This window comes from Hydrogenophaga sp. IBVHS1, from assembly GCF_002127265.1.
GTDB lineage: Bacteria > Pseudomonadota > Gammaproteobacteria > Burkholderiales > Burkholderiaceae_C > Hydrogenophaga.
In genome coordinates, this window is record NZ_NFUU01000003.1 from 183,365 (window position 1) to 201,064 (window position 17,700).

General features: G+C 66.3%; 14 protein-coding genes. 3 read left to right on the plus strand and 11 right to left on the minus strand.

Going from position 1 to position 17,700, the window contains the following annotated elements:
- Positions 1-67: 67 nt before the first annotated feature.
- The 7 genes from CAP37_RS18805 to CAP37_RS18835 all read right to left on the minus strand — a co-directional run bounded on the left by CAP37_RS18805 (position 68) and on the right by CAP37_RS18835 (position 10,802).
- Positions 68-3,886, minus strand: coding sequence for a nitrate reductase subunit alpha (locus CAP37_RS18805; RefSeq protein WP_086125775.1), 3,819 nt, complete (start codon positions 3,884-3,886; stop codon positions 68-70).
- A 364-nt stretch (positions 3,887-4,250) separates the two neighbouring features.
- Positions 4,251-5,879: an MFS transporter gene (locus CAP37_RS18810; RefSeq protein ID WP_086125776.1), complete on the minus strand. Its 1,629-nt coding sequence runs from the start codon at positions 5,877-5,879 to the stop codon at positions 4,251-4,253.
- Between the two features lie 24 nt (positions 5,880-5,903).
- Positions 5,904-7,172, minus strand: a complete 1,269-nt coding sequence (locus tag CAP37_RS18815) for a nitrate/nitrite transporter (RefSeq protein WP_086125779.1) — start codon at positions 7,170-7,172, stop codon at positions 5,904-5,906.
- Between the two features lie 164 nt (positions 7,173-7,336).
- Positions 7,337-7,666, minus strand: coding sequence for a hypothetical protein (locus tag CAP37_RS18820; RefSeq protein ID WP_086125782.1), 330 nt, complete (start codon positions 7,664-7,666; stop codon positions 7,337-7,339).
- Positions 7,667-7,671: 5 nt separating this feature from the next.
- Positions 7,672-8,370, minus strand: a complete 699-nt coding sequence (locus CAP37_RS18825) for a response regulator (RefSeq protein ID WP_086125784.1) — start codon at positions 8,368-8,370, stop codon at positions 7,672-7,674.
- Positions 8,367-10,277, minus strand: a complete 1,911-nt coding sequence (locus CAP37_RS18830) for a type IV pili methyl-accepting chemotaxis transducer N-terminal domain-containing protein (RefSeq protein ID WP_086125787.1) — start codon at positions 10,275-10,277, stop codon at positions 8,367-8,369. The genes CAP37_RS18825 and CAP37_RS18830 overlap by 4 nt, the downstream gene beginning before the upstream one ends.
- A 9-nt stretch (positions 10,278-10,286) precedes the next feature.
- The gene (locus CAP37_RS18835) at positions 10,287-10,802 is read right to left on the minus strand and encodes an Rrf2 family transcriptional regulator (protein ID WP_086125790.1); all 516 of its coding nucleotides are present in this window, start codon (positions 10,800-10,802) and stop codon (positions 10,287-10,289) included.
- A 110-nt stretch (positions 10,803-10,912) separates the two neighbouring features.
- Here CAP37_RS18835 and ytfE point away from each other — a divergent pair, with 110 nt between their 5' ends.
- The 3 genes from ytfE to CAP37_RS18850 all read left to right on the plus strand — a co-directional run bounded on the left by ytfE (position 10,913) and on the right by CAP37_RS18850 (position 12,479).
- Positions 10,913-11,611, plus strand: coding sequence for an iron-sulfur cluster repair protein YtfE (ytfE, locus tag CAP37_RS18840; protein WP_086125793.1), 699 nt, complete (start codon positions 10,913-10,915; stop codon positions 11,609-11,611).
- A 77-nt stretch (positions 11,612-11,688) separates the two neighbouring features.
- Complete coding sequence (locus CAP37_RS18845; RefSeq protein WP_086125796.1) at positions 11,689-12,096, plus strand: SirB2 family protein; 408 nt, start codon at positions 11,689-11,691, stop codon at positions 12,094-12,096.
- Positions 12,093-12,479, plus strand: a complete 387-nt coding sequence (locus tag CAP37_RS18850; protein ID WP_086127111.1) for a YbaN family protein — start codon at positions 12,093-12,095, stop codon at positions 12,477-12,479. Before CAP37_RS18845 ends, CAP37_RS18850 begins: the two co-directional genes overlap by 4 nt.
- Position 12,480: 1 nt before the next feature.
- On the opposite strand, the gene CAP37_RS18855 is transcribed toward CAP37_RS18850, so the two are convergent.
- From CAP37_RS18855 to CAP37_RS18870, 4 genes are all read right to left on the minus strand, one after another.
- A complete protein-coding gene (locus tag CAP37_RS18855; protein WP_086125799.1) occupies positions 12,481-13,677 on the minus strand; it encodes a phosphoglycerate kinase in 1,197 nt (398 codons plus the stop codon).
- A gap of 85 nt (positions 13,678-13,762) precedes the next feature.
- Positions 13,763-15,466 carry a phosphoethanolamine transferase gene (locus CAP37_RS18860; protein ID WP_086125802.1) on the minus strand — a complete coding sequence of 568 codons (1,704 nt, stop codon included), beginning with the start codon at positions 15,464-15,466 and terminating at the stop codon, positions 13,763-13,765.
- A 65-nt stretch (positions 15,467-15,531) separates the two neighbouring features.
- Positions 15,532-16,875 (minus strand): HAMP domain-containing sensor histidine kinase, encoded by a 1,344-nt coding sequence (locus CAP37_RS18865; RefSeq protein ID WP_086125805.1) that lies wholly within the window; start codon positions 16,873-16,875, stop codon positions 15,532-15,534.
- Positions 16,875-17,579 carry a response regulator transcription factor gene (locus CAP37_RS18870; RefSeq protein ID WP_086125808.1) on the minus strand — a complete coding sequence of 235 codons (705 nt, stop codon included), beginning with the start codon at positions 17,577-17,579 and terminating at the stop codon, positions 16,875-16,877. Before CAP37_RS18870 ends, CAP37_RS18865 begins: the two co-directional genes overlap by 1 nt.
- Positions 17,580-17,700 lie beyond the last annotated feature (121 nt).

The window sequence follows — 17,700 nt, forward strand, 5'->3', positions numbered from 1 at the left end:
CGCAGAGCCGCCTCAAGGGAGGCATGTACCCCCTTGGGGGGCAGCGAACGAACGTGAGCGTGGGGGATCATGGGTTCTCTCCTTGGGATTGGTAGGCACGGATCAGGTGGTCGTCGGCCGGTGTGTCGAGCCAGTCCACCTTGTCCATCTTGCGCACCACAACGAATTCGTCGCGGTTGGTGCCGATCGTTCCGTAGTAGTTGAAGCCGTAGCTGAGCTGCGCGTAGCCGCCGATCATGTGGGTCGGCTTGAGCACGATGCGCGTGACCGAGTTGTGGATGCCGCCGCGCACGCCGGTGATCTCCGAGCCCGGGGTGTTGATGATCTTTTCCTGCGAGTGGTACATCATCACCATGCCCGGGTTCACACGCTGGCTGACCACCGCGCGCGCAGCCACCGCGCCATTGATGTTGAACAGCTCAACCCAGTCGTTGTCCTCGATGCCGGCGCTCTTCGCGTCGTCTTCGCTCAACCAGACCACGGTGCCGCCCCGGTTGAGGGTGAGCATCATCAGGTTGTCGCTGTAGGTCGAGTGGATGCCCCACTTCTGGTGCGGCGTGATGAAGTTCAGCAGGATCTCGGGGTTGCCGTTGGACTTGATGTTGTGGATGCCTGAGGTCGCCTTCAGGTCCACCGGTGGGCGGTAGCTGCCCAGGCCTTCGCCGAAGGCAATCATCCAGGGGTGATCCTGGTAGAACTGCTGGCGGCCCGTGAGGGTGCGCCATGGGATGAGTTCGTGCACGTTGGTGTAGCCGGCGTTGTAGCTCACCGTCTCGCTCTCGATGCCACTCCAGGTCGGGCTGCTGATGATCTTGCGCGGCTGCGCCTGGATGTCGCGGAAGCGGATCTTCTCGTCCTCGCGGTGAATCGCGAGGTGCGTGTGATCGATGCCGGTCTGTTTGCCGAGCGCGGCCCAGGCTTTCACCGCCACGTGGCCGTTGGTCTCGGGCGCGAGCTGCAGGATCACCTCGCAGGCGTCGATGTCGGTCACGATCTTCGGCATGCCTTTGGTCACGCCCTCGTCCAGCGTGGTGCCATTGAGCTGGCCCAGCTGCTCCACCTCGGTGCCGGTTTTCCAGCCGATGCCCTTGCCGCCGTTGCCCAGCTTGTCGAGCAAGGGGCCCAGCGCGGTAAAGCGCTTGAAGGTGTTGGGATAGTCGCGCTCCACCACGGTGATCTGCGGCGCGGTCTTGCCGGGGATGAGTTCGCAGTGGCCCTTGCGCCATTCCTTCACGTCGAACGGCTGCGCGAGTTCGCCGGGGGTGTCGTGCATGATGGGCGTGAGCACCACCTCTTGCTCCACCCCCAGGTGGCCCACGCAGACCTCGCTGAAGGCCTGCGCAAAACCCTTGTAGATCTCCCAGTCGCTTCGGCTCTGCCACACCGGGTCCACCGCCGCCGAGAGCGGGTGGATGAAGGGGTGCATGTCGCTGGTGTTGAGGTCGTTCTTCTCGTACCAGCTCGCGGTGGGCAGCACCACGTCGGAGTACAGGCAGGTGGTGCTCATGCGGAAGTCGAGCGTGACCAGCAGGTCGAGCTTGCCTTGGGGCGCGTGCTCGTGCCACACCACCTCTTCGGGTTTGGCTTCGTCCTTGCCCAGATCCTTGCCCTGCACGCCGTTCTCGGTGCCCAGCAGGTGCTTGCAGAAGTACTCGTGGCCCTTGCCGCTGGAGCCCAACAAGTTGCTGCGCCACACGAACATGTTGCGCGGCCAGTTCTGCGGCGCGTCCGGGTCTTCGCAGCTCATGGCCAGCGTGCCATCTTTCAGCGCGCGCACCACGTAGTCCTTGGCGTCGAGCCCGGCGGCGGTGGCGTCTTTCACCACCTGCAGCGGGTTGGTCTTGAGCTGCGGTGCGCTGGGCAGCCAGCCCATGCGCTCGGCGCGCACGTTGAAGTCGATCATGCTGCCACCGAACGCGGTCTTGTCGGCCAGCGGGCTCACGATCTCTTCCATGCCAAGCTTCTCGTAGCGCCACTGGTCGGTGTGCGCGTAGAAGAAGCTGGTGCTGTTCATCTGGCGTGGCGGGCGTGACCAGTCGGTGGCAAACGCCAGCGGCACCCAGCCGGTTTGCGGTCGAAGCTTTTCCTGGCCCACGTAGTGCGCCCAGCCACCACCGCTCTGGCCGATGCAGCCGCACATCATCAAGAGGTTGATGACGCCGCGGTAGTTCATGTCCGCGTGGTACCAGTGGTTCATGGCCGCGCCGATGATCACCATGGACTTGCCGTGTGTCTTGTCGGCGTTGTCGGCGAACTGCTGCGCCACGGTGATGACCTGGTCGCGCGGCACGCCGGTGATGCTCTCCTGCCAGGCGGGCGTGTAGGCGGCGTTGTCGTCGAAGTTCTTCGCGCCACTGCCCAGACCCCGGTCAATGCCGTACTGCGCGACCTGCAGGTCGAACACGGTGGCCACCATCGCATGGCGCTCTTCGCCGGCCTTGCCCAGGCGCAGGCGCACGGCCGGCACGCGGGCGTGGTTGATGGCGCCGCTCTGCGCGTTGGCGGTGAAGTGCGGCGCGGCGTTCCCACCGAAGTAGGGGAAAGCCACGTCCACCACCTGGGTGTCCTGCACGCCGTCCTCGATCACCGAGAGCTTGAGCTTCACGTCGGTGTCGCTGCGCGCTTCTTTCGCCTGCAGATTCCACTTGCCTTCATCGGCGCGGCCGGCCTCGCCCCAGCGGAAGCCGATCGAGCCGTTGGGCAGCACGGCCTTGCCACCGGTGTCGAAGGCCACCGTCTTCCACTCGGGGTTGTTCTTCTGGCCGAGCTGGCCGTTGAAGTCGCTGGCGCGCAAATAGCGGTCGGGCACCAGGGTCTTGCTGCCGTCGGCCAGCGTGTGTTCCTTCAGCATCACCAGCAGCGGCAGATCGGTGTAGCGGCGCGCGTAGTCGTCGAAGTAACTGCTGCGCGGCTTGCCGCCGTCGGGGAAATAGAAGTTCTTCAGCACCACATGGCCCATGGCCATGGCGAGTGCGGCATCCGTCCCTTGCTTGGGGTGCAGCCAGAGGTCGGAGAGCTTGGCGACCTCGGAGTAGTCGGGCGTCACGGCCACCGTCTTGGCGCCCTTGTAGCGCACCTCGGTGAAGAAGTGGGCGTCGGGGGTGCGCGTCTGTGGCACGTTGGAGCCCCAGGCGATGATGAACGAGCTGTTGTACCAGTCGGCCGATTCGGGCACGTCGGTCTGCTCACCCCACACCTGCGGGCTGGCCGGCGGCAAGTCGCAGTACCAGTCGTAAAAGCTCATGCACACGCCGCCGATGAGCGAGAGGTAACGCGAGCCAGCGGCGTAGCTCACCATGCTCATGGCGGGGATGGGGCTGAAGCCGATGATGCGGTCGGGCCCGTGCTGCTTGATGGTATAGACGTTGGCGGCGGCGATCAGCTGGTTGACCTCGTCCCAGGTGCTGCGAACGAAGCCGCCCATGCCGCGCACCTGCTGGTAGTCGCGCCGGGCCTCGGGGTTCTCGACGATGCTGGCCCAGGCGTCCACCGGTGTCTTGGCCACATTCAATGCAGCGCGCCAGCGCTCCAGCAGACGCCCGCGCACCATGGGGTACTTCACGCGGTTGGCGCTGTAGAGGTACCAGCTGTACGAAGCCCCACGCGCGCAGCCGCGCGGTTCGTGGTTGGGCATGTCCCAGCGCGTGCGCGGGTAGTCGGTCTGCTGGGTTTCCCAGGTGACGATGCCGCCCTTGACGTAAATTTTCCAGGAGCAGGAACCCGTGCAGTTCACGCCGTGGGTGCTGCGCACGATCTTGTCGTGCGCCCAGCGGTTGCGGTAGGCGTCTTCCCAGGTGCGGTCTTCGCCGGTGGTCTGGCCGTGGTTACCTGAGAAGGTTTCCCTGGGCAGAGAGAAGTGGCTCAATCGGTCCAGAAAATGGCTCATGGGATGCTCCGGTTGGGGTGTGTTGTTGGGGTCATCTGCCGTCGATTCGGTTGTTGGTTCGGCTCGGATTGCAGGCCTGCTTTTGTGGGGGCCAATGGCAGTGGGGTGGATGCTTCCGTTCGTGTCCCCCGGCCTGCGGCCTCCTCCTTTACCTCACTGCAGCATCCACCCCACTGCCATCGGCTGGCTGCACGGCTGGGCGCAATGACTGAAGGCTTTTGCGCGCCGACATCGTCTCCAGACTCAGGCCGGCGTGGCGCGCCGCTTCGGTAGGTAAAAGGAGGAGCCCGAAGGGCGGGGGACACGGACGAAGCGGCGCGCCACGCCGGCCTGAGTCCTGAAGCAACCGTGGAGCGAAGTGACTTCATGGGTTCTTGATCTCAGCGCCGGCACGCAGGTAGAACCACCAGTTCAAGACCAGGCAGACGGCGTAGAAGATGGCGAAGCCGTACATGGCGTATTGCGGGGTGCCGGCCTTGATCTGCGCGCCGATCACCACCGGCGCGATGAAGGCACCGTAGGCGGCCACGGCCGAAGTCCAGCCCAGCACGGGGCCGGCCTGCTGGCGGTCGAAGATGACGCCGATGGTGCGGAAGGTCGAGCCGTTGCCGATGCCGCTGGCAAAGAACAGCACGATGAACAGGCCGATGAAGGCGGGGAAGTACTGCTCGGGTGTGGCCGAGCCGTAGGCCTGCATCATCACGTAGCCCACTGCGGCGGAGGCCAGCACCATCACCGCCGAGATGACCTGGGTGACGATGGAGCCCCCGACCTTGTCGGAGATCCAGCCACCGAGGGGGCGCACCGCGGCACCGACGAAGGGGCCGATCCAGGCGTAGGTGAGGGCCGAGGGCGCGTTCGGGTTTTTGAGCGTGTGCGTCATCAAGCCAGCCGCGTCCGCCACGTGCTGGAACCCGAAGATCACCGTGATGGCCAGCGGCAGCACCATCGAGAAACCGATGAAGGAGCCAAAGGTGACGATGTAGAGCGCGGTGAGCGACCAGGTGTGCTTGTTGCCGAAGATCGCGAACTGCTTAGCCACGTTCTCCTTCATGGCACCGAAGGCGGCCACGCGCATCATGAGCAGCGCCAGCACGATGTCCAGCGGGATGGCGATCCACATGTTCAGGATGCCCAGCCCGGTGGGCGCTGGCAGGTACAGCCAGAGCATGAAGATGGCCGGGATGAAAGCCAGGGTGTAGAGGTAGGTGACCTTGGCGAACGCGACGATGGGGTTGCCGGTGTCGGGCGACACGGTCTTCAGGTTGTTCATGCCGAACCAGGCCAGGATCGACAGGGGAACGAGCGAGATCACCCAGGCGAAGCCGGCGTTCTGGATCCAGGTCGGTGTGCCTGCTGCGATCTTGCCGAAGATCCAGCCGCTGTCCTTCACCAGCGTCATCGGGTCGCCGCCAAAGGCCCCGAGCAAGGGCAGCGTCATCACGAGCGGGATGACGATCTGCATCGTGGTCACGCCGAAGTTGCCCAGCCCGGCGTTGAGGCCCAGCGCCGTGCCCTGCAGGCGCTTCGGAAAGAAGGTGCTGATGTTGGACATCGAGCTGGCAAAGTTGCCGCCGCCCACGCCGGACCACAGCGCCAGCAGCTGGAACGACCACAGCGGCCACTCGGGGTGCTGCAGCGCAAAGCCGGTGCCGATGGCCGGGGCCAGCAGCATCGCCGTGGTGAGAAAGATGGTGTTGCGTCCACCCGCCAGCCGCACCAGGAAAGACGCCGGGATGCGCATGGTGGCGCCCGAGATACCCGAGATGGCGGTGAGCGTGAACAACTCTGCCTGGGTGAAGGGAAAGCCCAGGTTGAGCATCTGCACCGTGATGATTCCCCACATGCCCCAGACGGCGAAACCGCACAGCAGGGCCGGCACGGAAATCCAGAGGTTGCGGTAGGCGATGCGTTTGCCGGTGGTGTTCCAGAAGGTCTCGTCTTCCGGGCGCCAGTCCACGATGTCGGGGCCGATCTTGTGTGTGTTGCTCATGGTGTTGTGAACCGACGCGTGGGGTCAGCTTTGAAGAGAAAAGGGTTTGGCGTTGGCGCCCATGACCTCGGTCTGGCGCACCTCGGTCCAGTACATCCAGATGAGCGAGACCCAGACCACGCCGTACATCAACATGAAGGCGCTGGAGCGGATGCCCGTGATGTCCATCAGCGCGCCGAACAGGATGGGCAGCACGAAGCCGCCGAGGCCACCGGCCAGGCCCACGATGCCGCTGATGGCGCCGATGTTCTTCGGGTAGTCATCGCTGATGTACTTGAAGACGCTGGCCTTGCCGAAGGCCCAGGCGATGCCCAGGATGAACATCAGCGCGGTGAAGAGGTAAACGTTGAGTCCGATGTGGAAGGTCTTCGGACCGTCCACGGTGGCCACGGTGAAGTCGGTCTGCGGATACGACAGCAGGAACAGGCAGATCCAGCTCACCCACAGCACCCACCACGTGACCTTGTGCGCGCCGAACTTGTCCGACATCACCCCGCCGACCGCACGCAACACGCCACCGGGCAGCGAGAAGCAGGCCGCCAGCAGCGCGGCCACGCGGATGTCCAGACCGAACTCGCCCACGTAGTACTGCACCATCCACAGCGAGAGCGCCACGTAACCACCAAAGACGATGCTGTAGTACTGGCAGTACTTGAGCACCTTGGGGTCTTTGAGTGCCTTGAGCTGGTCCATGAAGGACACGTTGCTCGGCACCAGGTGGTCGGGGTTGCTGTAGGTGAAGAGCCAGAACAGCACCACGGTTCCCAGCATGATGGCCGCGTACACCTGCGGCACCATGGTCCAGCCGAAGGCCACCAGCAGCACCGGTGCCACGAACTTGTTGACCGCCGCGCCCGAGTTGCCCGCGCCGTACACGCCCATGGCCATGCCCTGACGGCTCTTCGGAAACCAGCGCGCCACATAAGGCGTGCCGACCGAGAAGGATCCGCCCGCAAGACCCACGAACAGGCCGATGGTGAGGAAATGCCAGTAGGCGGTGGCGTAGCTCATGAGCCAGATGGCCGGCACGGTGATGGCCATGAGGATGGTCATCACGATGCGGCCACCGTAGCGGTCGGTCCAGATGCCCAGCGGCACGCGCACCAGCGAGCCGGTGAGCACCGGCGTGGCCATGAGCAGGCCGAACTGGGTGGCGTTGAGGTCGAGCGCCTTCTTGATCGGGATGCCGATGACGCCGAACATCATCCAGACCATGAAACACACGGTGAAGGCCAGCGTGCTGACGATCAGCACGGACCACGCTTTTTTGTCGTTGTTCAGTTCAGAAGCCATGTTGTCTTTCTCCACGCGGGGCATGGCAAGACTTTCGGCGCTGGGCGCCTGCGTGGCTATCCGCCTCCCGGGCGCCCGGGGCGGCTCTGAAGAACGATGGTGGCGGGACGCGGTGCGTCCGGAAGAACTAGGCCGGCCGGTTTGCGGCCATCACTTGATCTGGATCAATGCGAAAGAACGATCGTGACCAGCACGCTGGCGTCTTCCACCGCGAACAGGCTGTGGGGCACACCGCCATGCAGAAAGAGCAGTTGGCCGGCCTGCAGGCACTGCACGCCTTCGGGCGTCTCGAAATCGATCACACCTTCGAGGCACTGCACGGTGATCTCACCCGGGACCTGGTGCATCGGCATGGATTTGCCCAACGGCAAGCGCAGGCGGATGACCTCGAGCTGCTCGGACTTGAACAAGGCGATGGACTGCGTGCTCAGCGCGTCACCTCCAAGGTGGCGCAGGTTGGCGATTTCGCCGGAGTCGAGGTGGTGCAAGGCCATGGCGGTTACCGATCCTGAAAAGCATGTCGGGCAGCGAACACCGCTGCCTGCACACGCGAGGTGAGGTGGAGTTTGCGCAGAATGTGCTGCACGTGGATCTTGACGGTGGTCTCGGCGATGTCGAGCTGGCGGGCAATGTGTTTGTTGCTGTCGCCGCGCGCGATCAGATGCAGGATTTCGAGCTCGCGCGTCGATAACGACGCCAGCTCGACATCGGCGCTGCCTGCAGGCGGCTCCTCGCCCGTCTCGCCGCTGGCCGGCGGCTGCGCACGCAGCGCCGCGACCAGTTTGGTGGTCATTTCGGGGCTGACCACCGACTCGCCGTCCATCACCTTGACGATGGCCTGACACAGGTGGTGCGACTCGACCGTCTTGAGCAGGTAGCCGTCTGCGCCGGCCTTGAGCGCGGCCACCAGGTCGGCCTCGTTTTCGCTCACGGTGAGCATGAGCACCCGGCTGCCGGGCGCGGCTTCGCGCAGCGCGGGGATGGCATCGACCCCCAGCACGCCGGGCAGGTGGTTGTCGAGCAGGATCACATCGGGCCGCTGGCGTGCCAGACAGCGCAGCGCCTCGCCCACGTCGCCCGCCTCGCAGCTCACCTCAAAACGCGGGTCCTGCGAGAGCAGCGCCATGAGACCGCGGCGAAACAGGGAGTGGTCGTCGACCACGAGCAACTGGATCGGGCGGCGAAGGGCGGCGGTCATGGGATGGTGTGCTCGATGGCAGGTGCAGCAATGGGACTGGCCGCCACCGGATGCTGTGGCAGGGTCAGGGACACGGTGGTGCCGTGGCCCGGCTCGGAACTCACGTCGACCTGCGCCCCGATGAGGGCAGCGCGCTCGCGCATGATCTTCAAGCCCACGTGGGAATCGTCGGGCGTGTCCAGCGCATCGAAGCCCGCGCCGTCGTCCCGTACGCGAAAACGCCAGCGCGCGCCCTTGACCACGTCGAGCTGGATGTGGCTGGCCCCGGCGTGCTTGCGCACGTTGGAGAGCGCTTCCTGCAGCACATGCAGCACCTGAATCTGCACATCGGCCGGCAAGGGCAGGCCGTGGCCTTCCACATGCAGCTTCGCCGGCAGACCGCTCTGGTGCTGGAACTTCTGCAGCGTCTCCTGCAATGCACGCTCGATGTCGTCGGTGTTGGTTCGGGTGCGGAAGTGCACCAGCAGCTCGCGCACGTCGTTGATGCTTTCGCGCAGGCCTTCGTCGAGTTCGTCGAGCGTGCTCATAACGCGTTCGTCCTGGCCCTTCTGCGTGGCGTTGCGCAGCAGCTGCACCTGGATCTTGAGGAACGCGAGCGACTGGGCGATGGAGTCGTGCAGTTCACGCGCGATCAGCGCGCGCTCCTCGCCCACCGCCGCTTCACGCTCCAGCGCCGAGGCGCGCAGGCTCTCCAGCGCGTTGGCCAGATGACTGGCCAGAGCGTCCAGCAGCTCGGTCTCGCCCGCACTCAGGCTGGTCTGCGATCGGTAGAAAAGATTGATCTCGCCAATGATCCGCTGCTGCAGGCGCACCGGCACGCTCACCAGCGTCTCGAAGCCGGCGCGCACGCAGTGGCGCACCTCCATGTCGTCATGGCTGCGGATGGGAATCACGCGGGTGCGCGCATCGGCCTGCAGGTTGCCGCAGGCGCACGCCCCGGCGAGCAGGCTGCGTTCTTCTTCCAACATGTCCTGGGGAAAACAGTCGGAGGCCAGCATCAGGTAGCGCTGGCTGGCCTCGTCGCTCCAGCGCACCGCCACCGCGTCGGCCTTCACCACCGCGCGCACACGCTGGGCAAACCCCCGCGAGAGTTCCTCGATGCTGCCGGCACGGGCCAGGAAGGCGCTGACCTCGTACAGCGTCTCAAGCCGGGCGCGCTGCGCCTCGATGTGGCGGGTCTTGGTCTCCACCTGGGTCTCCAGGCCAGCGTACATCGACTGCAGCGTGGCCGCCATGCGGTTGAATCCAGCCGCCACTTGTCCGAATTCGTCCAGCGTTTCGGCCTCTACACGCGCCTTGAAATCGCCCGACTCCAGGCGGCGCAGGCCCTGGCGCAGGTGCGCCAGCGGGTGGATCACATACATGTAGCCGGTGTAGAGCATGACCACCGCGCCGCCGATGGCCAGCGCCATCATCAGGAACTGGAACAGGTTGAGGATGGCGGTGAATCCGGAGAGCTGCTTCTCGATTGCCAGCACCAGAGCGTCGATGGCTTCAACAAAGGCGTCGGCGGTGGCCAGCGCCTGCGTGGGTTCGGGCGGGCGATCCTGCAACCACAGCGGGCGCTGGTTCTGCCACAGCGCCTCCACGGTGGCAAATTCGCGGCCCACCGCATCGTCCCAGGGCACAAACAGCGGGCGGCTGGCGTCACCGTGGCGCAGCAATTCCAGGCTCTGGTCGAACTGCTGCACCAGTGTCGCCACCTCCTGCGGTGCGCGCCCGGCCTGAGCCACGCTGGTGAGCCGCCAGGTCTGCATGCGCATGCGACCCGCCTCATTCACCGCCGCCGCACCGCCTTCAAGCTGCCATGTCACCCACAGCGTGAGCCCGATGGACGCGAGCGCGACGAGCAGGAGCCCGGCGCCGATGCGCACCAGCTTGGTCGAGAGGGAGGCGGTGGACACCATGGGCACAGGTTAGCGGCTTTCGCCTCCGGCAGATACCCGGGAGCGACGGACTGCTGCCTCGGGCGGTCGCGGCAGGCCGGGCACCAGGCGCACCCGCTGGGCGCCGCGTGCACCCGGTGCTGGCGCAACCAGGTCGGCCAGCGTCACGCCGTCGAGCACTTCCAGGCAGCGGTCCATGGCCTCGCGCAGCGCGCTTTTCAGGCGGCAATGGCCGTCGAGGCGGCAGGTGTTGTGTTCGGCGTCAAAACACTCCACCAAGGTGAAATCGCTCTCGGTCTGGCGCACCACCTCGCCCAGCACGATGGTGTGCGCAGGCTTGAGCAGGCGCAGACCACCGCCCCGTCCGCGCGTGGTTTCCAGCAGGCCCTGGCCGGAGAGCGTCATCACGATCTTGGTCAGGTGGCTGCGCGAGATGCCGTGCGCCTCAGCGATTTCGCCCACGGTGGCGGGTTGCTCGCGCTGTTCGCTGGCGGCGCAATACATCAGCACGCGCAGGCTGTAGTCGGTCCATTGGGTCAATCGCATGGTGCATCCTCCTTCAGGCCGATGTCCTTCTGGACGGCTTGAATGTTCATATGGCGTGCATTTTATGCGCTAATATATTCATTCCATATGAATATTAAAGGACCCTAGCCATGGACACCACCTTTGCCCCGGCAGACACCGTCAACCGCGCCAGCCAGCCCATTGGGCAAATCGCCGTCGACCTGCCCGGTTCCACCGCCATCTTCCGCCGCCTCAAGCTCGATTTCTGCTGTGGCGGTCAGATCGCCCTGCAGCAGGCCTGCGACAACAAAGGCCTGGCTGTGGATGCGGTACTGGCCGACCTGGCGGCGCTGGAGCGGCCAGAGAACGCGCCCGTACCGCAAGCACCCGCCGAGATGATCGACCACATCCTCACGCGTTACCACGCGGTGCACCGCGAGCAGTTGCCCGAGCTGATCCGCATGGCGCGCCGTGTGGAGGCCGTGCACCGCGAGCACCCCGATGTGCCCGCCGGTCTGGCCGGGCACCTGGAGGCCATCGAGGCCGAGATGCTGGAGCACATGGCCAAGGAAGAGAACATCCTGTTCCCGATGCTCAAGGCCGGCGGGCGTGGCATGACCGTGCACCCCATCGGCGTGATGCGCGAGGAGCACACCAGCCACGGTGAGCAGCTGGAGCGCCTGCTGTCCATGACCCACGACGCCACACCCCCCCAGGGCGCCTGCAACACCTGGCGGGCGCTGTATGCCGGCATCACCCAGTTCTCGGACGATCTGATCGCCCACATCCACCTCGAGAACAACCAGCTGTTTCCGCAATTCGAACCGGCACGTCCCAGCTGCTGCTGATGCGGTAGCGGCGCCACCGCCCGGGGGAGCGGCTATGCTGACGGCGATCTTCACCGACCGACTGCACAACCTTCCCCATGCCAACGCCGGACATCGCCTGGACCTACCCGCTGCTGCTCAAGACGCACCTGGCGCTGGTGGTGGGCAGTGTGGGCGTGTTTGCCGTCCGCGGACTGGGTGTGCTGCAAGGCCAGGGCTGGCCCTTGAGCCTGGGCTGGCGACGCTTGAGCGTGGTGCTCGACAGCGCACTGCTGACCGCAGGCGCCAGCCTGTGGTGGCTGCTGCAGCTCAACCCGCTGCACACGCCCTGGCTCGGCCTCAAGCTCGCCCTGCTGCTGGTCTACATTGCCCTCGGGTCCATGGCGCTGCGGCGCGCGCCCTCCCTTCGGGCGCGTGCGCTGTTCCTGGCGGCTGCCTTGTTGTGCGTGGCCTTCATGGCCTCGATCGCGCTGGCGCGCCATCCACTGGGATGGTGGGCACCATGACGCTGCACCGCTCGCGCACGGTGCGCTGGCTGTTGTGGACCGCTGGCAGCATCTCGCTCGCGCTGGGCATCATTGGCGTGGTGCTGCCTGGCCTGCCCACCACCCCTTTCGTGCTGCTGGCTGCGGCCTGCTATGCCAAGGCTTCCCCGCGCCTGCACGGCTGGCTGCTCAACCACCGCTTCATGGGGCCGATGATTCGCGATTGGGAAACGCACCGCAGCCTGACCCGGCGCACCAAGACCGTGGCGCAGGTCAGTATGGTGCTGATGGTGGGCCTGTCGGCCTGGGGATTCCGGCACCAGCCGGTGGTGCTGGCCGTTCTGCTTATTGCGGCACTGATCGGGGTGTGGGTGGTGGCCCGCATCCCGACCCGACAGCGCTGACTCAGCCTGCGGCCCGGCGCTGCAGCACTTCAAACGCCGGCAGCGTCTTGCCCTCCAGCACCTCGAGGAACGCGCCGCCGCCGGTGGAGATGTAGCCCACGTCTTTTTCGATGCCGTACTTGGCAATCGCCGCCAGCGTGTCGCCCCCACCCGCAATGCTGAAGGCGCTGCTTTTGGCGATCGCCTCGGCGATGACTTTGGTGCCGTTTTCAAACGCCGCGAACTCGAACACACCGACCGGGCCGTTCCAGACGATGGTGCCGGCCTTCATCAACTGGTCGGCCAGCTTCTTCGCGGTTTCGGGGCCGATGTCCAGAATGAGGTCGTCGTCGGCCACCTCGGTAGCCTTCTTCACCGTGGCCGGCGCGTCCGCCGCGAAGGCTTTGGCGGTCACCACGTCGGTGGGAATCGGCACCTCGGCGCCACGCGCCTTCATGGCTTCGATCACGGCTTTGGCTTCGCTCACCAGGTCGGCCTCGGCCAGGCTCTTGCCGATCTTCAGGCCAGCGGCGAGCATGAAGGTGTTGGCGATGCCGCCGCCCACGATGAGCTGGTCGACGTTGGCCGCGAGGCTTTTCAGAATGGTGAGCTTGGTGCTGACCTTGGAACCCGCGACGATGGCCACCAGCGGGCGCTTCGGTGCGGCCAGAGCCTTGCCGATGGCGTCCATCTCGGCGGCCAGCAACGGGCCGGCGCACGCAATGGGTGCGGTCTCGGCGATGCCGTAGGTGGTGCCCTCGGCGCGGTGCGCGGTGCCGAAGGCGTCGTGCACGAAGATGTCGCACAGCGCGCCGAGCTTCTTGGCCAGTTCCGGGCTGTTCTTCTTCTCGCCCACGTTCAGGCGGCAGTTCTCCAGCAGCACCACCTCACCGGGGGCGACCGAGAAGTCGCCGTCGATCCACTGGGCGACCAGGCGCACCGGGCGGTCCATGAGCTCGCCCAGGCGAGCGGCCACGGGAGCCAGTGAATCCTCGGGCTTGAAAGCGCCTTCGCTGGGGCGGCCCAGGTGGCTGGTCACCATCACGGCGGCGCCGGCGTCCAGTGCCATCTGGATGGCCGGAATGCTGGCGCGGATGCGGGTGTCTTCGGTGATGTGGCCGGCGTCGTCCTGCGGCACGTTCAGGTCGGCGCGAATGAAGACGCGCTGGCCCTTGGCGCGGCCCTGGGCACAGAGGTCGGAGAAACGGATGAATTGCATGGTGGGCGGGCGCTGGCGCGGCTGGGGAAAAGCCGCATTGTAGGAAACAGAAACCCGTCAATCCCACATACCCCACGGACCATGCTCAAAGGGATCGGCAAGGCAGCAGCGCGTCCAGCGCCGGGTCGTGCGCGCTGGTCTGCACATCCATCAGGCCCAGCACCGTGTGAAAGAAGTTGTCGTGCGAGATCGCCTGGTCCGCTTTGGAGCGCACGCAGTCCAGCGAAATGCCATCGCGCGACTGCAGCCCCAGTGACAACCAGGTGACCATGGGCACGCGGGTTTGCTGGCTCGGCGCCAGCGCGTAGGGCACACCGTGCAGGTACAGGCCGTTCTCGCTCAGCGATTCACCGTGGTCGGACATGTAGATCAGGCCCGTGTCATTCACACCACCATCCGCCCGGGCCTTGAGCCACTGCAGCGCAAGGTCCAGGAAATGGTCGGTGTAGGCAATGGTGTTGTCGTAGGCGTTCACCAGTTGCTCGTGCGGGCAGTCGGACAAGGTGTTGCTCGTGCATTCGGGCTGGAAGGGTTTGCGGTCGGCGGGTGTGCGCTTGAAGTACGCCGGGCCGTGGCTGCCCATCTGGTGCATCACCAGCACCACGCCCCGCGCGCTGCGCGCCGGGTCGAGCTCGGCAAGGCGTTCGTCCAGGCCGTGCAGCATGGCCGGGTCCAGACACTCCCCGCCATCGCAAAGGCCGGGCACCGGCTGGTCTCCCGCGCTGGCGTGGGGCACGCGGTTGCACACCCCCTTGCAACCGGCCTGGTTGTCGATCCACAACACCGCCAGTCCGGCGCGTTGCAAAACATCGAGCAGGTTCTCGTGCCGCGGTGTGCGGTCACCACCCTGGGCGCGCGTGAGCGGCGAAAAAATGCAGGGGACCGACACCAGGGTGTTGGTGCCACAGGAACTCGCCTGGCTGAAGTTCACCAGGCCTTCCTCGGCCTGCCAGCGCGCCAGCGCCGGCGTGGTGGCCCGTTCGTAACCGTTCAGGCCAAAGTTCTGCGCACGCGCCGTTTCACCCACCACCACCAGCAGCAGCGGCGGCCTTGCCTGACGGGCGTAGGTGGCGCCGAGTTTCGCGTCTTCCCCCACCGGCAGGAGCGCGCTCGTCTGGCGGGGCAACAGGTCGGTGGCCAGCCGCGTACCGGCGTACACGGTGTTGAGCGGGTTGACCATGTACCGCAGGTCCTTGTGGTTTCGCATCAGCGAGGCCAGGTCCTGGTAGCAGAGCAGGCCCATGGCCACCACCAGCGCAAGGCCGGCGAGATGCCCCAGCAGGTTGCGCCCGGTCTGTGGCAACCAGCCGCGCGTGGCCAGCGGCCGGTGCCAGATCCACCACAGCGGTGGCCCCGCCAGCAGCAGCACCGTCACCAGCAGACGCGCAGACAGCAGATCGCGGACCTCGCGCGCATCGGTGTGCACCACGTTGGCGAACATCGTGGGATCGATCACCGCGCCGTACTGCCACATGAAGTGGCTGTTGAACGCGCCAACGAGCACCAGCGTGGACGCCACCACCTTGAAAACGCGGGGCCAGGCCAGCAGCGACAGCAGGGCCACCATGGCGCCCACCATCAGAAGACCGAATCCGGCGAGCAGCGGCAGCCGATGCGCCTGGGCTGCGGTCAGCAGATCGACGCGTTGCCACAGCGGCAGGTTGCTCACCACGGCCATCCACAAGGCCAGCGGCCACACGGTATGGAAGGGTTGCGCCTTCCAGCCGGCAGGCAGGCCGAGGCGCGGCAACCGCAGGGAAGTAAGACGAACGAGAGGGTAGACCGACATCGACAGCTCGCAGGGTCCAGCACACGCTGGCGCCCGGAGCATCGGCGGCCCGGGTTAAACGAGCCTTATGTGAGCGGCCAGCGCAAGGTGAACCGCGTCGTCATGGGCGCCTCGCCTGCGTTGCGCTCCAGCGTGGCGCCCAGTTCTTCGGCGATGCGCGCCACCAGGCGCAGGCCCAGGCCGAGGCCGCTCGCGCCTGCTGTCGCCGCCACGACAGGTGCACCGGGACGCTGGCCATCGTCGCTGACGGAAACGCCCACCGCGTCGGCGGTGCGCCAGACCTGCACCCCCACCTGCGTGCCCGGCGGCGTGTGGGACAGCGCGTTCTCGATCAGGTTGCGCAGCGCCAGCTCGAGCAGCAGCGGCTGGGTGCGCACGGTGACCACGTCTTCGGGTTGGTCGAGCGAGAGTTCGTGGCCGCTCTGGAAACCAGCGGGCGCATGGCTGGCCACGAGGTTCGCCACCAGGTCACCCAGAGCGACCGGTTTCCACGCCGGGTCCTCGCCTTGCGACCCGCCGCGCTGGGCGCGCGCCAGGTCCAGCAACTGCGCGAGGATGTGCCCAGCCCTCAGCGCGGTGGCCTCCAGCTGAGCCAGCCGCTCCGGCGAAGGGTCGTGCCGCGCCGCGCCCGCCTGCAGGGTGAGCGCGGCCAGCGGGGTGCGCAACTCGTGCGCCACGTCGGAGGCGAACCCGCGCTCGCGGCGCGCGCGGGCCTGCAAAGAGTCGACCAGCGAGTTGATGGCCGAGACGGTGCTGGAGAACTCGCGGAAACGGTGGGCCGTGTCCAGCCGCTGACCGGCCAGACCGTCGAGCGCGGCCACGTCGCTGGAGAGGCGGTCCAGCGGGCGCAGGCCACGCTGCAATGCCCACCACAGGAGCAGCGCCACCAAAGGCAGTATGAACAGCGCCGGGCGTGCGAGCTTCAGCGCCATGTCGCGCGCAAGATCGAGCCGCTGGTCCATGTTCATGATCACCGCCACGCGCGCATCGCCCTTCTCGGCCACATACAGACGCCAGTGCGCCTGCCCGGCCGGCGTGTCTTGCAGGCGCTGGGAAAAGCCCGCTGCCGGGGGCTGCTCCAGCCCCAGACTGGTGGCGAGGCCGTGGGTGTCGGTCAACAGTTGGGCGCCTTGCCAGCGGATCACGGCCACGTCCTGCACGTAGGCGCGCGCCCGGTTTTCGCCGATGGCCTCGGGCGCGGCCTGGGTAGGGCCTGTCACCACTGGAAGCCACAGGCGCGCGACCGCCACCAGCTGGCCGTCGGTCACTTCTTCGGCCTCGTGGTGACCGGTGTACCAGGCCACCATCAGCAGCGTGGTCCACACCACCAGCAACACGCCGACCACCCAGCTCCAGAGGTGGCGCCACAACGGAGGCAGGCGGCCCGCGGGCTGCGCAGGATCCACCATCACGCGCCGGCTTCCTGCCGGGGCACGAAGTAACCGACGCCGCGCACGGTCTTGATGAGTTGCTCGCCCAGCTTGCGGCGCAGGTGGTGGATATGGACTTCGATGGCGTTGCTCTCCAGCGGCTCACCAAAACCATAGAGCGAAGACTCCAGGCGCGACTTGGACAGCACCTGAGGGCACGCCTGCAGCAGGGTCAGCAGCAAAGCGAATTCCTTGCCGCCCAGGGCCACCGGCTGGCCCGCGCGCAACACGGAGTGCGTGGCGGGATCGATCACCAGTTCGCCGTGCTCGATCACCGGGTTGCTGCGCCCGCCGGCGCGTCGAAGCATGGCGCGCAGGCGGGCCATGAGTTCGTTGGCATCGAAGGGTTTGACGATGTAGTCGTCGGCGCCACCGTCGAGCCCTTCGATGCGGTCGCTCACCCCATCGCGCGCGGTCATGATCAGCACCGGCATGTCGTTGCGCGGCAGGCTTTGTCGGCCCGCCACCGGCGCAGCCTGGCGGCGCAGGCGGGCCAGCAGGTCGATGCCGTCGCCATCGGGCAGGCCGAGATCGAGCACCATCACATCGAAGGGTTCCACGGAAAGCGCGAGCCAGGCCGCGTCCAGCGTGGTGCACAGGTCCACCGCATAGCCAGCGCGGCGCATGGAGGCCTGAAGGCCGCTGGCGATGTCGGGGTCGTCTTCCACCACGAGTGCGCGCATGTTGCTGAGGTCCTGGGTCGTTGAAAAAGCTCGATGGCCATTATGGCGAGTCCACTTAAGGGGGTCTTAATCCAACCCCCGCATTCTGTGGGCGATGAATCCCGCAACATGTCGCCCTCTG

Excerpts from the sequence above, each read along its gene's own strand:
- CAP37_RS18830 (WP_086125787.1), bottom strand. The coding sequence starts at position 10,277 with ATGGTGTCCACCGCCTCCCTCTCGACCAAGCTGGTGCGCATCGGCGCC.
- CAP37_RS18855 (WP_086125799.1), bottom strand. The coding sequence starts at position 13,677 with ATGCAATTCATCCGTTTCTCCGACCTCTGTGCCCAGGGCCGCGCCAAG.
- CAP37_RS18845 (WP_086125796.1), top strand. The coding sequence starts at position 11,689 with ATGCCAACGCCGGACATCGCCTGGACCTACCCGCTGCTGCTCAAGACG.
- ytfE (WP_086125793.1), top strand. The coding sequence starts at position 10,913 with ATGGACACCACCTTTGCCCCGGCAGACACCGTCAACCGCGCCAGCCAG.
- CAP37_RS18810 (WP_086125776.1), bottom strand. The coding sequence starts at position 5,879 with ATGAGCAACACACACAAGATCGGCCCCGACATCGTGGACTGGCGCCCG.
- CAP37_RS18860 (WP_086125802.1), bottom strand. The coding sequence starts at position 15,466 with ATGTCGGTCTACCCTCTCGTTCGTCTTACTTCCCTGCGGTTGCCGCGC.
- CAP37_RS18825 (WP_086125784.1), bottom strand. The coding sequence starts at position 8,370 with ATGACCGCCGCCCTTCGCCGCCCGATCCAGTTGCTCGTGGTCGACGAC.
- CAP37_RS18850 (WP_086127111.1), top strand. The coding sequence starts at position 12,093 with ATGACGCTGCACCGCTCGCGCACGGTGCGCTGGCTGTTGTGGACCGCT.
- CAP37_RS18820 (WP_086125782.1), bottom strand. The coding sequence starts at position 7,666 with ATGGCCTTGCACCACCTCGACTCCGGCGAAATCGCCAACCTGCGCCAC.
- CAP37_RS18865 (WP_086125805.1), bottom strand. The coding sequence starts at position 16,875 with ATGGTGGATCCTGCGCAGCCCGCGGGCCGCCTGCCTCCGTTGTGGCGC.
- CAP37_RS18870 (WP_086125808.1), bottom strand. The coding sequence starts at position 17,579 with ATGCGCGCACTCGTGGTGGAAGACGACCCCGACATCGCCAGCGGCCTT.
- CAP37_RS18805 (WP_086125775.1), bottom strand. The coding sequence starts at position 3,886 with ATGAGCCATTTTCTGGACCGATTGAGCCACTTCTCTCTGCCCAGGGAA.
- CAP37_RS18835 (WP_086125790.1), bottom strand. The coding sequence starts at position 10,802 with ATGCGATTGACCCAATGGACCGACTACAGCCTGCGCGTGCTGATGTAT.
- CAP37_RS18815 (WP_086125779.1), bottom strand. The coding sequence starts at position 7,172 with ATGGCTTCTGAACTGAACAACGACAAAAAAGCGTGGTCCGTGCTGATC.